Origin of the sequence: Nocardia sichangensis (assembly GCF_047200615.1) — a bacterium.
In the GTDB taxonomy this organism is placed as follows: domain Bacteria; phylum Actinomycetota; class Actinomycetes; order Mycobacteriales; family Mycobacteriaceae; genus Nocardia; species Nocardia sichangensis.
On the sequence record NZ_JBJZOK010000016.1, the window covers coordinates 44139 to 57562 of the forward strand.

General features: G+C 68.3%; 14 protein-coding genes. 5 read left to right on the forward strand and 9 right to left on the reverse strand.

What is annotated here, in order from left to right; translation table 11 throughout:
- Positions 1–23: 23 nt before the first annotated feature.
- From ACL03I_RS22150 to ACL03I_RS22165, 4 genes are all read right to left on the reverse strand, one after another.
- A complete protein-coding gene (locus ACL03I_RS22150) occupies positions 24–320 on the reverse strand; it encodes a hypothetical protein (RefSeq protein ID WP_355071217.1) in 297 nt (98 codons plus the stop codon).
- Between the two features lie 98 nt (positions 321–418).
- A complete protein-coding gene (locus tag ACL03I_RS22155) occupies positions 419–1144 on the reverse strand; it encodes an amino acid ABC transporter ATP-binding protein (protein WP_355071216.1) in 726 nt (241 codons plus the stop codon).
- The gene (locus tag ACL03I_RS22160; RefSeq protein WP_355071214.1) at positions 1145–2941 is read right to left on the reverse strand and encodes an ABC transporter substrate-binding protein/permease; all 1797 of its coding nucleotides are present in this window, start codon (positions 2939–2941) and stop codon (positions 1145–1147) included.
- A gap of 152 nt (positions 2942–3093) precedes the next feature.
- Positions 3094–3888 (reverse strand): LLM class F420-dependent oxidoreductase, encoded by a 795-nt coding sequence (locus tag ACL03I_RS22165; protein WP_355071212.1) that lies wholly within the window; start codon positions 3886–3888, stop codon positions 3094–3096.
- 148 nt (positions 3889–4036) lie between these two features.
- Here ACL03I_RS22165 and ACL03I_RS22170 point away from each other — a divergent pair, with 148 nt between their 5' ends.
- From ACL03I_RS22170 to ACL03I_RS22180, 3 genes are all read left to right on the forward strand, one after another.
- On the forward strand, positions 4037–5296 hold the full coding sequence (locus ACL03I_RS22170; RefSeq protein WP_412806869.1) for a PucR family transcriptional regulator: 1260 nt from the start codon (positions 4037–4039) through the stop codon (positions 5294–5296).
- A 126-nt stretch (positions 5297–5422) separates the two neighbouring features.
- A complete protein-coding gene (locus ACL03I_RS22175; RefSeq protein WP_412806870.1) occupies positions 5423–6409 on the forward strand; it encodes a phosphotriesterase family protein in 987 nt (328 codons plus the stop codon).
- A 91-nt stretch (positions 6410–6500) separates the two neighbouring features.
- Complete coding sequence (locus tag ACL03I_RS22180) at positions 6501–7583, forward strand: ABC transporter ATP-binding protein (protein WP_355071208.1); 1083 nt, start codon at positions 6501–6503, stop codon at positions 7581–7583.
- Between the two features lie 141 nt (positions 7584–7724).
- On the opposite strand, the gene ACL03I_RS22185 is transcribed toward ACL03I_RS22180, so the two are convergent.
- Positions 7725–8255 carry a winged helix-turn-helix transcriptional regulator gene (locus tag ACL03I_RS22185; protein ID WP_397276351.1) on the reverse strand — a complete coding sequence of 177 codons (531 nt, stop codon included), beginning with the start codon at positions 8253–8255 and terminating at the stop codon, positions 7725–7727.
- Between the two features lie 99 nt (positions 8256–8354).
- Here ACL03I_RS22185 and ACL03I_RS22190 point away from each other — a divergent pair, with 99 nt between their 5' ends.
- Entirely contained in the window at positions 8355–9527 is a 1173-nt protein-coding gene (locus tag ACL03I_RS22190; protein WP_412806871.1) for a thiolase family protein, read from the forward strand.
- Between the two features lie 113 nt (positions 9528–9640).
- Here ACL03I_RS22190 and ACL03I_RS22195 read toward each other — a convergent pair whose 3' ends face one another.
- Positions 9641–9979, reverse strand: a complete 339-nt coding sequence (locus ACL03I_RS22195; protein WP_355071203.1) for a hypothetical protein — start codon at positions 9977–9979, stop codon at positions 9641–9643.
- A gap of 36 nt (positions 9980–10015) precedes the next feature.
- A complete protein-coding gene (locus tag ACL03I_RS22200; RefSeq protein ID WP_355071201.1) occupies positions 10016–10405 on the reverse strand; it encodes a hypothetical protein in 390 nt (129 codons plus the stop codon).
- Between the two features lie 106 nt (positions 10406–10511).
- Here ACL03I_RS22200 and ACL03I_RS22205 point away from each other — a divergent pair, with 106 nt between their 5' ends.
- Entirely contained in the window at positions 10512–11498 is a 987-nt protein-coding gene (locus ACL03I_RS22205) for an o-succinylbenzoate synthase (protein WP_412806872.1), read from the forward strand.
- 383 nt (positions 11499–11881) lie between these two features.
- Here the strand turns inward: ACL03I_RS22205 and ACL03I_RS22210 are convergent, their stop codons facing one another.
- Complete coding sequence (locus ACL03I_RS22210) at positions 11882–12394, reverse strand: TIGR04338 family metallohydrolase (RefSeq protein ID WP_364424812.1); 513 nt, start codon at positions 12392–12394, stop codon at positions 11882–11884.
- A 103-nt stretch (positions 12395–12497) separates the two neighbouring features.
- On the reverse strand, positions 12498–13343 hold the full coding sequence (locus tag ACL03I_RS22215) for a DUF2786 domain-containing protein (RefSeq protein WP_355071196.1): 846 nt from the start codon (positions 13341–13343) through the stop codon (positions 12498–12500).
- Positions 13344–13424: the final 81 nt, after the last annotated feature.

The window sequence follows — 13424 nt, forward strand, 5'->3', positions numbered from 1 at the left end:
CTAGAACCGGAGACCGACGCGAGTCAGTGCTCGTCGAAGTGACCGTCGTGGGCGGCGTGACGATGGCCGTCGTGCAGGTAGTCGACGTGGTCGCCGTGCTGGACGGCCTCGTGGCCGCAGTTCGGACCGTGCCGGTGCGGGTGATCGCGGCATTCGCAGTGCTCGGACCGCTCGCATTCGTCGTAGTGACCCGCGTGTTCGCGATGCAGATGACCATCGTGGGCGTAGTCGATGTGATCGCCGTGCTGGAACGCCGTGTGCCCGCAGTCCGGGCCGTGCACATGGTCGTGGCCGGTGTGCTGGGCGTGTGCTGTGGTCATCGAATTTCCCTCTTTCCTCGCGCGGATAGCTGGAATCGTGATGACAAATACATTAGCAGATGCGCATCAATGAAAGTTGCCCCGAATGTGCTACCGACTCAGAGCACCTGGGCGAGGAACCTCTGCAAACGCGGAGTCCGCGCGTCGTCGAACAAAGCGTCGGGCGTGCCGGTCTCCACGACCTGCCCCTGATCCATGAATACGACGCTGTCGGACACCGTGCGGGCGAAGCCCATCTCGTGGGTGACCACGACCATCGACATGCCGCCGGAGGCGAGGTCGGTCATCAAACCGAGCACGCCCTTCACCAGCTCGGGATCCAGCGCCGAGGTGGCCTCGTCGAAGAACATGAGTTCCGGCTGCATCGCCAGCGCCCGTGCGATGGCCACGCGCTGCTGCTGCCCGCCGGACAGGTTCCCGGGACGGGAATCGGCTTTGTCGGCCAGACCGACGATCTCCAATTGCTCGACGGCCAGTGCCCGTGCTCGGTCCTTGGACAGGCCGCGCAGCTTGCGCGGGCCCAGCGCGACGTTCTCCGCGACGGTCTTGTGCGGGAACAGATTGAAATGCTGGAACACCATGCCGATACGCTGCCGCAGCCGGTCCGGATTCTCGGTGAGCACGGACTTGCCGTCCAACAGCACGTCGCCCTGATCGGGCTCGTACAACCGGTTCAGCACCCGCAGCAGGGTCGACTTGCCCGACCCGGACGGCCCGATGACGGTGACGGTCTTGCCCGCGTCGACGTGGATGTCGATCCCGCGCAGCACGTGGTTGTGTCCGAGCGTCAGATGCAGTCCGGTACCGGTGAGGGAGGCACTCATCTATCCGCGCCCTTCCGTGATCGTGGCCGCCTCCACCTGGTCGATCGGCCGGTCGGGTCGGCCGGTCCGCATCCGGCGGTCGATGTAGTTCACCAGGTGGGTGAGCGGGATGGTGAGCAGCAGATAGGCCAGACCGGCGGCGACCAGCGGCGAGAGATTGCCGGTCTGCGCGTTGAGATCGCGGCCGACGGCGAACAGCTCGCGCTGGGTGGCGAGCAGGCCGAGGAAGTAGATCAGCGAGGAATCCTTGATGAGGGCGATGAACTGGTTCATCAGAGCCGGGAGCACCCGGCGCACGCCCTGCGGGATCACCACCAGCGTCATCGCCTGGCGGTAACCGAAACCGATGGCGCGCGCCGCCTCCAACTGCCCGGCCTCGACCGATTGGATGCCGGAGCGGAAGATCTCACCGATGTAGGCCGAGGCGAGCAACGCCAGCGCGACCGCACCGAGCCAGTACGGGTTGTTGCCGGTCAGGTTGCGCACCACCGGCCCGACGCCGAGACCGATCAGCAGGATGATCACCACGGCGGGCAAACCGCGGAAGATGTCGGTGTAAACCCGCGCGGGCCAGCGCAACCAGCGAGTCCGCGAAATACCGGCGACCGCGAGCAGCATGCCGATCACGGTGCCGAGCGCACCCGAGACCACCGCGAGGATCAAGGTATTGGGCAGGCCGGTCTTCAACAGATCGGGAAATGCCTTGCGGTACAGCGACCAGTCGAAGAACGTCTCCCGCAACTGCTGCACCGTGGATTTCGGCGCGTTCTGCTCCGTCTCGTCCTTTTTCTTGCCCGCCGCGAGCGCCGCGAAGTCCGGCAGCTGCGGCGCGGGCGCGGCCCGCGAGCCCGGCTTCCAGCCCGGCGGCAGCTCCCGTGGCACCCAGTCGGTGTAGAGCTTGGCGTAGGTGCCGTCCGCGATCACCGCGTCCAGGCCGCTGTTGAGCGCGTCGATCAGCGGCTGGTTGTTCTTGGCGACCGCGTAGCCGACGAAGTTGTCCAGGCTGAAGGTGTTCTGCGACACCGATGTTCCGTCGCCCGGCTTGATCGCGCCTTCCGCTTGGGCGGACGGGGCCACCCAGGCGTCCACCTGGCCGGACTTCAAGTTGGCGTAGGCGGTGTTGTAGTCGGGGAACTTCACCGGGTCCAGATGCAGCTGGTTCACGACGAACTCGTCCTGCACGGTGCCCTGCACCACCGCGATCCGTGTGCTCCGGTTCAGGTCGGCGAACCCCTTGATGCCGCTGCCGCTCGGCACCACCAGGGAGAAGTAGCCGAAGTCGTAGCCGTTGGTGAAGCCGACCAGCTGGCGGCGCGCGTCGGTGGTGGTGATGTTGGACGAGCCCACGTCGAAGCGACCGCCGGACACCTGGGCGAGCAGCCCGGCGAACTCGGTGCCGGAGAACTCCACCTGGAGGCCGAGCTTCGCGCCGATCGCCTTCAGCAGCTCGTTGTCGAAGCCGGTGAACGTGCCCTGCCGGTCGACGCAGATGCTCGGCGGCGCGTCCGAGAGCGTGCCGACGCTGAGCTTGCCGGGCGTGATCAAGCCGAGCTTCGAGACGTCGATCGAGGTCAGCGGCGCGGTGGTCGCGGTGGTGTAGCGGTCGCTGCCCGCGGCGGCCGACGAGGCCAGGTTGGTCGGCGCGGCGGAGGCGGCGGCCGGGCCGGGCGGTGCGCAGAGGTTGCGCTCGGTGCTCGCGTCGTCGGAGCCGGAACCGCACGCCGTCGCGCTGAGACCGACGGCAAGCAATATCACGGCGATCAACGCACGAGACCGAACAGCGGGCAGAACAGCCATGACGGACAACCCTAGCGGCGGAATTCTGCTAACCCACGGCTACCCCAGGGCCGGAATTGCCGGAATCCATGCCGCCGCGGCGGTCCAGAGTTTCGATCACGGTGATTCGAACTCCACACCGCCCTCGCGCAACAGTCGCCGGGCAATCCGGATCAGGCCAGCCCGCTCACCGGTTCCGGGTTGACTTCGTCGCGCCACCGCACGGCCTTCGCGACCTCGCTCAGGTCGTAATCCGGTCCGCTGGCCCCGATGGTGAAGGTGGTCACCCCCGCCTCGACGAAAGCGGGCGCCTTCTCCAGACCCGGCCACTGCACCGAGCGCTCGATGCGCGCTTGATCGGTGCCGACGGCGGCGCAGTGCTCGGCGAGCACCTTGTTCTTGTGCGCGAGCACGTCCAGGTCGGCGAAGGTGTGCCACATGTCGGCGTACTGCGCGACCAGCCGCAAGGTCTTCTTCTCGCCACCGCCGCCGATCAGGATCGGCAGGTCGCGAGTCGGGCGCGGATTGAGCTTCGGCAGCCGGGCGCTGATCCGGGCGAGCGTCTCCTTCAGCAACTCGAGCCTGCTGCCCGGGGTGCCGAATTCGTAGCCGTACTCGTCGTAGTCCTTCTCGAACCAGCCCGCGCCGATGCCAAGGATGAGCCGCCCGCCGCTGATGTGGTCGACGGTGCGCGCCATATCGGCCAGCAGATCCGGATTGCGGTAGCCGCCGCCGGTGACCAGCGCGCCGATCTCCACCCGTTCGGTCTGCTCGGCGAACGCGCCCAGCATCGTCCAGCACTCGAAGTGCGCGCCGTCGGGATCGCCGGTGAGCGGGTAGAAGTGGTCCCAGTTGAACACGATGTCGACGCCCGCGTCCTCGCACCGCAACACCGCGTCACGGATGAGCCGGTACTCCGGCGCGTGCTGCGGTTGTAGCTGAACTCCGATACGAACTGGACGACTCATGGCATTACTCCTCGTCGCTCGGCCCGCCCCCGCCCCGAGGCTACCGGCGCGGTGGGGTTCCCGCAGGTCGCCGCACGATGCTTCCGGCGCGTCCGGCGGGGGCTAGGTTGAGACCCGATGCCGAGCCCGGCGAAGGGAGGTGTCGCCAGTGGCCGACGGCGAGAACGAAGTGGTTCGCGCGGTCGTCTCGACGATGCTGCGCGGTCGCGATCAGCTGATCGCCGAGCTGTCGGCGGTGATGCGCGCGCAAGTCGCGGCGCTCGACCTGGATACCCGGCTGCGGGGCCTGTTCGAGGCGGGCACCACCGACAATCTGATGTCCGTCCTCGACTTCGTGCAGAACGACGCCGCCGAGCACGACGTGCACGCCCCGGCGCGGGCGCTGGTGTACGCGCGCACGCTCGCGCAGCGCGACGTCCCGCTGTCGGCGCTGATGCGGGCGTACCGGGTGGGGCATGCCGGGTTCCTCGACATCGCGATGCGTTACGCGGCGGAACTGGGTGGCTCCGACAGCGCGGCGGCGATCATCCGGATCGTCAATCGCTCCGCGGTGTACATCGACCGGGTGTGCGAGCACGTCGGCATCGCCTACGAGCAGGAGCGCGACCGGTGGGTGGGCAGTCGCGGCGGCCTGCGTCAGGAATGGGTGGCGCGGGTGCTCGACGGCTCGGCCGACGACATCGGCCAGGCCGAGCAAGTGCTCGGCTATCCCTTGTCCGGCCGGCACGTCGCGGTGAACGCCTGGACCGAGCCGCAGCTGTCCGCACGGGCCGCGGTGGATGTCCTGGACGCCGTGCGCGCGGCGCTGGTTCCGCTGCTCGGCCACCCCCGCCGGGCGCTGCTGGTGCCGACCGACGAACGCGAAGTGCGGCTGTGGTTCTCGATCGCTCGGGACACGACCATCGATGCCGAGGCCATCGAGCGTGCCCTGTCGGCACTGGCGTTGCCGGTGCGTGTGGCGGTGGGCGGGCGCGGCTCCGGCGTCGCGGGATTCCGCCGCAGCCTGCGGCAAGCCGATCGGGTGCGCGAACTCGTGCTGCTGGCCGGTCCCGACGCGCCCCGCGCGGTGTCGCACGACCAGGTGGCGGCCGTCGCGCTGCTGGGCGGCGACATCGAGGAACTGCGCCAGTACGTGGCCGACTGCCTGGGTGAACTCGCGACCGGCAACCAGCGCAATCTCTGGCTGCGCGAAACCCTGCGCGTCTTCCTGGCCAACAACCGCAGCTACGCCGCGGCCGCGCAGGAGTTGGCCGTGCACCGCAACACCGTCCAGTACCGGGTGCGGCAGGCACTCGACCTGACCCGCCACGACTTCGACGATCACGATCGCACGCTGCACCTGCATCTGGCGTTGCAAGCCGCCCGCTGGTTCGGACCGGCGGTGCTGCAACCGTGCCCGGTGGCCTGAGCCGCGTCCTTCTGTGCGATGCGCACGAAAGTTGTACGAAGATTCAGCACCGGAGAATATGGCCCACCTCACATACCGGTTCGTACGATTCCTGCGAATGCGCAGCTCAGATGAGGAGAAATCGCTGTGTCGACGCTGGAAACCGTGCGCGGGCCGATCGATTCCGCCGAGCTCGGAGTGACACTTATGCACGAGCACGTCTTCGTGCTCACCGGGGACGTCCAGCAGAACTACCCGGCCGAATGGGGCTCCGAGGACGAACGCATCGCCGATGCCGTGCGACGGTTGCGGGTCGCCTACGACGCCGGGGTGCGGACGATCGTCGATCCGACGGTGGTCGGGCTGGGCCGCTACATCCCACGGATCCAGCGGATCGCCGAGCAGGTGCCGCTGAACCTGGTGGTCGCCACCGGCATCTACACCTACGGGGATGTCCCGTTCTTCTTCCACTACCGCGGCCCTGCGTTGAACGAGATCGTCGGCGCGCAGGTCCCCGACCCGATGGTCGACATGTTCGTCGGCGACATCCGCGACGGCATCGCGGGCACCGGGGTCAAGGCGGGCATGCTCAAGTGCGCGATCGATAAGCAAGGGCTGACCGCGGGCGTCGAACGGGTCATGCGCGCGGTCGCCAGGGCCCATCTCGAGACCGGCGTGCCGATCACGGTGCACACCCATCCGGAGTCGCGCGCCGGGCTCGACGTGAAGCGCGTGATGTGCGACGAGGAAGGCGTCGACCCGGGTCGCATCGTGCTCGGGCACAGCGGCGACACCACCGACTGCGATCACCTCGCCGAACTCGCCGACGCCGGCTTCGTGCTCGGCATGGACCGCTTCGGCATCAACCTCGACACCACCTTCGAAGCCCGCGCCGACACCCTGATCGAGATGGTCCGCCGCGGCTACACCGACCGGATGGTGCTGTCCCAGGACGCGAGCTGCTATATCGACTGGATCGAGCCCGCCGCCATGGCCGCCCTGCCGCAGTGGCACTACACCCACCTGTTCGACGACGTGTTCCCCTACGTGCTCGAACGCGGCGTCACCGAGGAGCAGATCGACACCATGCTCGTCGACGTCCCGCGCGCGTTCTTCGAGGCGCGCACCCGCTGACGTGGCTCGTCGCCGGCCCGCCCGATAGGATCGCCGCACCCTTACTCGGATCGTCCGGCACGTTCCTGCCGGGATGGGATGTGAATTCGTCATGGCCACTGTGACCTTCGACAACGCGACGCGGCTCTACCCCGGATCCGCCAAACCCGCGGTGGATCGGCTGAACCTGGAGATCGAGGACGGCGAATTCCTCGTCCTGGTCGGTCCCTCCGGCTGCGGGAAATCGACCTCGTTGCGCATGCTCGCCGGGCTGGAGGAGGTCAACGGCGGACGCATCCTGATCGGCGAGAACGACGTCACGCACGCCGAGCCGAAGGAACGCGATATCGCCATGGTGTTCCAGAACTACGCGCTCTATCCGCACATGACCGTCGCGGAGAACATGGGCTTCGCGCTGAAGCTGGCCAAGGTGGCCAAGGCGGAGAAGGAGAAGCGGGTCCTGGAGGCGGCCAAGCTGCTGGACCTGGAGCCCTTCCTGGATCGCAAGCCGAAGGCGCTGTCCGGCGGCCAGCGTCAGCGGGTGGCGATGGGCCGCGCGATCGTGCGGCAGCCGCAGGTGTTCCTGATGGACGAGCCGCTGTCCAACCTGGACGCCAAGCTGCGCGTGCAGACCCGCACCCAGATCGCGCAGTTGCAGCGCAGGCTCGGCACCACCACGGTGTACGTCACCCACGACCAGGTCGAGGCGATGACCATGGGCGATCGGGTCGCCGTGCTGAAGGACGGCCTGTTGCAGCAGTGCGCCACTCCGCGCGACCTCTACCGCGATCCGGCCAACGTGTTCGTCGCGGGGTTCATGGGTTCGCCTGCCATGAACCTGTTCACGCTTCCGGTCACCGATAGCCGGGTGGAGCTGGGCGGGCACGCGATCGCGCTGCCGCGCACGGTCGCGGACGAGGCGGGGAACACCGTGACGGTCGGTATCCGCCCGGAGCATTTCGAACTGGGTAACGGCTCCGGCATCGAGATGGAAGTCGACGTGGTGGAGGAACTCGGTTCCGACGCCTACATCTACGGCCGCACCGTCGCCGAAGGCGGGACCGACGGCGCCGGGGAAACCATCGTCTCGCGCGCGGATTGGCGCAATCCGCCTGCGAAGGGCGCCCGGCTGCGGCTGGCCACCGCGCCGGAGCACGTCTACTTCTTCGACACCGAAGGACGCAGGCTCAACTGAGCACGCTGCCGGGTGGGCCGCACGGCTTCGGCTCTCGGCTCGATCCAGCGCGAGGCGGTCACCGCCGGCGGCTCGGCAGCTCAGGTGTGGTCGCGGCATCGCAGGTCGACGGCCCGCTCGGCACAGCGCCGCGAGCAGGCATCAGTCTGTCGCGTCCACTCGACGGCGCTCGCGCCGCTGCTGGGCGTACTCCTCGTTGAGCCGTACGCCCAGTTCCTCGAGTTCGATCTCGCGGCCGGACTCGCTGCGCACCTGCACCCGCACCGGGGCGCCGGTCGACTCCTCGACCAAGAGCAGTGGGGCAGGCCCCGGCTGCAAGTAGGCGTCGCCCCACTGCATGAGCGCCAGCACGGCGGGCAGTAGATCTCGTCCCATCCGGGTGAGCACGTATTCGTGCCTGGTGCGCTTGCCTTCCTCTCGGTAGGGCCGTTTCGCCAGCAAGCCCGCCTCGGTGAGCTTGCGCAACTGGGCCGCGGCCGCCGCGTCGGTGATGCCGACGCGGCTGGCGAACCCGTCGAACCGCCGGGTCCCGTAGTACGCCTCGCGCAGGATGAGCACCGCCGAGCGCGTACCGACGATGTCCATCGCCTTGGCGATCGAGCATTCCTCGGCCTTCCACGCGCTGAGATCGGCCAACGGTCCTTCCATCACTGCTGCCATGACGAACATCATACCGGAGCTGACTTGTGTCAACTATTGCCAGGTGTAATCTGACTATGTGTTGATAGAGCCAGGCATGGCGGCCCGGCTCTCGGTCCGGAAGGAAGCACCATGAGAGACGCGGTGATCGTCGAAGCGGTACGCACGCCGATCGGCAAAGGCAAGCCGAACGGAGCACTGCACGATGTCAATGCGGTTGATCTGCTGGCCCACAGCCTGCGCGAGGTGGTGAACCGCAGCGGCATCGATCCCGCCCTCATCGATGACGTGATCGGCGGCGTCGTCACCCAGTTCGGCGAGCAGGGGGCGAATATGACACGGCGGGCCGCATTGGCCGCCGGATATCCCGAATCGGTCCCGGCCACCACCGTCGACCGGCAGTGCGGCAGCAGCCAGCAGGCGATCCACTTCGCCGCGCAAGGCGTGATCGCGGGCGCCTACGACATCGTGGTCGCCGCGGGCGTGGAGTCGATGGGCCGGATTCCCATGGGCGCCAATCTGGTCGGATCGGACGACATCTCCGGCGTCGGCTTCGCCGAGCGCTACCCGGAAGGCCTGGTGTCGCAGGGCATCAGCGCGGAGCTGATCGCGGCGAAATGGGGACTCACCCGCACCCAGCTGGACGAGTTCGCGCTCGCCAGCCACGAGAAGGCCGCGCTCGCCACCAAGAACGGCCTGTTCGCGCGGGAACTAGCGCCGATCAACGGACTCGCCACCGATGAGGGCATCCGGGTCGGTAGCACGCTGGAGACGCTGGGCGCACTCCGTCCCGCCTACTACGACCCGGCCATGGCCGCCCGCTTCCCGCAGATCGGCTGGGCGATCACGGCCGCGAGCGCGAGCCAGGTCAGCGACGGCAGCGCGGCGGTGCTCATCATGACCAGCGAGCGCGCGAAGGAACTCGGGCTGAAGCCGCTCGCCCGGCTGCACAGCTTCGCGGTGGCCGGCGACGACCCGCTACTGATGCTCACCGCGGTGATCCCGGCGACCAGAAAGGTCTTGCAGCGGGCCGGTTTGCAGCTGTCGGACATCGACCTGATCGAGATCAACGAAGCGTTCTCGCCGGTGGTCCTGGCCTGGGCGCACGACACCGGTGCGGACCTGGCGAAGGTCAACGTCAACGGCGGCGCGATCGCGATCGGGCACCCGCTCGGCGCGTCCGGCGCACGCCTGATGACCACGCTGGTCCACGCCATGCAGGACCGCGGCGCCCGCTACGGCCTGCAAACCATGTGCGAGGCAGGTGGTCTGGCGAACGCCACCATCGTGGAGCGGCTGGGCTGATCCGCTTCTGTCCCATCCGAATCCATGGGCGGATCTGTGGGCAGTTTTCGACCGGCACCCTCCGCTCGAAAACTGCCCACACCTGGGCAGATCGAACTCGGAGCAGCGGCAGATCAATAGGAGACCAGCACGACCGCGATCAAGAAGCCGACCAGCCAGGATTCGAGGATCAGCGGCACCGCGATCAGCGGAGTCCAAGCGATCGGCCTCCGGTCGCGCACCTTCTCCAGGGCCGAGACGACCGCTGCGAGCACCGACGCCACGATGCCCGCCCAGGCGATGACCTGTGCCCACGGCAGGTACCCGACGCCTCGGCCCTCGTGTCCGTCGCGCAGGAGCACTTCGTAGAGCGGGACGAAAGCGGCCATCACCCAGCCGAATCCGAGGACGATCACCGACCCCAGCGCCACGCGCAAGGCATCGGCCGTTCGTCGCCGGATGTGCCACGCCATTGCTTCAGCATGACCGGTCAACGGCCGCAGGGCATCTCAAGCGCCTGTGTAGACCTGGGAAGCCAGCGCGACGCCGCCGGCGAACGACAGGACGATGAGCGCCATCGCCAGCACCGGCCAGTACCACATGTACCAACGCTTGATCGCGGCGAGAACAAGGATTGCGGTAACCCCGACGATCGCGGTCGCCGTCCCGCCCCACGACACCGCGAACGCCCAGCCGAGGTATTCGGTGCGGCAGTTGTCCTGGCCGCACGGATCTGAGGCGAAGGCGAAGAAGACGGTGAAATAGGCGGCGGCCGCACCCAGAACTACGGCGACGGAGTACAGCACGACGGCGAGTACGACGTCCCAGGTCCGCACCGGCCGCTGCCCTACGGGCGGCGTGCCGTACGGCCAAGGCTGCGGAGTACCGGTGTGGATCATGACGCCAACGATCCCGTCTCGCGCGCCGGGCCGACTCGGGGAAACTACTCGAGTCCGCATGCGCAATCCCGCGATCGGCCGCCGCAGCCGCATAAGCTGGTCGGCGATGAGCGACTCCGCAGCGCAGAACGTCGTCTACGCCATTCCGATGCGCACCCGCTTCCGTGGCATCACGGTGCGCGAGGGCATGCTGATCCACGGGCCGCTCGGCTGGGGCGAATTCTGTCCGTTTCCCGAATACGACGACCGGGAGGCCGCCGCGTGGCTGGCCACCGCCGTGGAGCAGGTAACCACCGGCTGGCCCGAACCGGTGCGGGATCGCATTCCGATCAATTGCACCGTGCCCGCCGTCGACCCGCGGCAGGCGCACGCGATCGTGGCCCGATCCGGCTGCCGCACCGCCAAGGTGAAAGTCGCCGACCACCCGGAATCGCTCGCCGAGGATCTGGCCAGGGTGGAGGCGGTCCGCGACGCGCTCGGCCCCAACGGCGCGATCCGAGTCGACGCCAACGCGGTCTGGGATATCGACACCGCGGTGCGCCACATCGAGCTGATCGACAAGGCCGCGGGCGGGCTGGAGTACGTGGAACAGCCGTGCCGCACCATCGAGGAACTCGCCGCGGTGCGCCGCCGCGTGGACGTGCGCATCGCCGCCGACGAATCCATCCGCCGCGCCGAGGACCCGATGCGGGTCGCGGTCGCCGGGGCCGCCGACATCGCCGTCCTCAAATGCACGCCGCTCGGCGGAGTCCGCCGCGCCTTGCAGGTGGCCGAGGCAGCCGGGCTGCCCTGCGTGGTCTCCTCCGCCTTGGAGACCAGCGTCGGCCTCGCCGCCCAGCTGGCGCTGGCCGGGGCGCTGCCCGAACTCGACTTCGCCTGCGGCCTGGGCACCTTGAGCCTGCTCACCGGCGACGTGACGCGCGGCTCCCTCCGTGCGGTCGACGGCTACCTGCCGGTCCTGCGCACCCCACCCGAGCCGGAACCGGAATTGCTCGAAAGCCATCGGCAGCCCGATGCCGATCGCGCCGCCTGGTGGCAGGACCGCTTGGCTCGCGTCAGTGCCCTCGCCGCACAGAAGAACCCGGCCACATAACGCGCGTGGTTGCAACGGGTCCACCTCGCACCCCCAAGCGACACCTGTGTTCGGGGTCAGGCAGGTGTGGCAGCGTGCACCGAACCCCTCAGGATCTGCTATACCCTGCTACTCCCGAGACCGAGACGAGCACGCGTACCAGCGGCGCAGGTAACGCACCAACTCCACGGCCAAGATCAACGCCGACCCGTTACTCGAGCCTTCTCCTACTCCAGCAGCGCACCTCGATCCCACCAGACCCTACACAGGACCGCTAGGCTCAACATCGCCTCATATTCGCAGGCAGGGCGGCCTAGCGGCCACGATGACAGCCGCCTGGATCGCCATTCCGGTCACCAGGTGAATGCCTGATCGCGGAAACCTGGTAAAGAATCGCCGGCCGCTCACCCGATCCGGACGCCGCATCCCAGCATCGTCGTGCGCAAGAGCAACGCTGCCTCAGGACCGACGACGCCGTCTACGAGGTCCACGTAGCGGTCGCAGAATTCCGGGCCGTGCGGGGCTGCCGACTCGGGGGCGGATTCGAGGTGATGCGCCAGTTCGTGCAGGATGACCAATTCCCGCAGCGCCCACGCGGTGCCGCCGGTGTGCAGCGGAACCGCCAGAACGTTCCCGGCCGCCTCGTAGTGCGCGGCCGTTGTTCCGGCGCGAGAACGGACGCGCACCGCCACGGCGGCCCGCTCCCAGCGCGCCCGCACCCAATTGAGCGCCAGCACCTTGTCCGTATAACTCTGTACGGATTCCACCGAGGCGAAGCGGCGCTCGATCGGCAACGTGAGCTGCGAACCATAGAGTTCGACGGTGCGCACACCGTGCTCGTCCGCGCGATCGAACACTCCCCGTACCAACTGCTCGGCGTCGTAGACCTTGGCACGCTGGCCGTCGCGCACGGTCATCGCCGCGCCGCCGATCCCACGGGCGGCATCGGCCTGTCGCCGAGTTGCGCCGACCGGACCCCGGCAGCCGCTCGCCCGGTTCGGCCCGTGACGTCCACGCCGGTCAACCGCCCTCGGAAGAGTTCAACTTCTTACGCGCGGCGGGCAGTTCGGGCGAATTACCGATCCGTGCGGCCCGCCCCGCCCGGTCCCCCGCCGCCCGCGCCGCCGCCGAATGTCCCGCCGACTCCTGCGGCCCGCGCCAGGTGCCGCGCGCCTCCGACGTCTTCGCGTAGAAGTCTGTGAGCTCGATCTCCTTGTTCCGCAGGGCCAGCGCCGTCCCGGACACCTCGGCGTCGCGTGGCAACACTTCGGCTTCCACCTCGGCCTTGACCTCCGACAGCCGCCGCCCGATCCGCGCGGCGAACGCCATCTGGAAATTCAGCCGCGCCGTCACACCGGCGACCGGCGCCTGCACCCGGCGCCGCACCTGGCGACCCCACCGCTTCTCCACCACGATCTTCTCGACGGTGGCCGATCGGTAGGCCCCCGACTTGATGTACTGGTCGGACGCGCGCACCATCTGCACGAGCAGGCTGGCGTAGAGCGCCTCGCAGGTGTCGATGTCGGAGTCGAACCCGTAGGCGTAGACCTGCGTCGAAGTCCGGGCGACGTCACAGCGCACGTCGTTCGCGGCCGCGATCGCGACGAACAGCTGGACATAGGTGCGCAACCCGCGTTTGCCGGGCTCGCCGATCGGAATGATCCGCTGCACCGGTGTGGGCCTGCGCTCGCGTCCCGCGATGTGCGCCCGCGCCACGGCGAGGTCGATGGACGACTTAGTGGCCAGCCGCTGAGCAGCGGCGAGAAACGCCTCGGCCTCGTGTTCGTTGTCCGTGCACTCGGCCTTGCGCAGCAGCCCACCGATGCGCGTGAGCATCCGATCGGGAACCGCGTTCGGCGAAGACATCGCGCCCCAGCCTAGTGGGCGAGTTCCAGCCACTGTCCCGCACGCCGGATCGGCACCATGTATCTTGCCTTGTGCACCGGC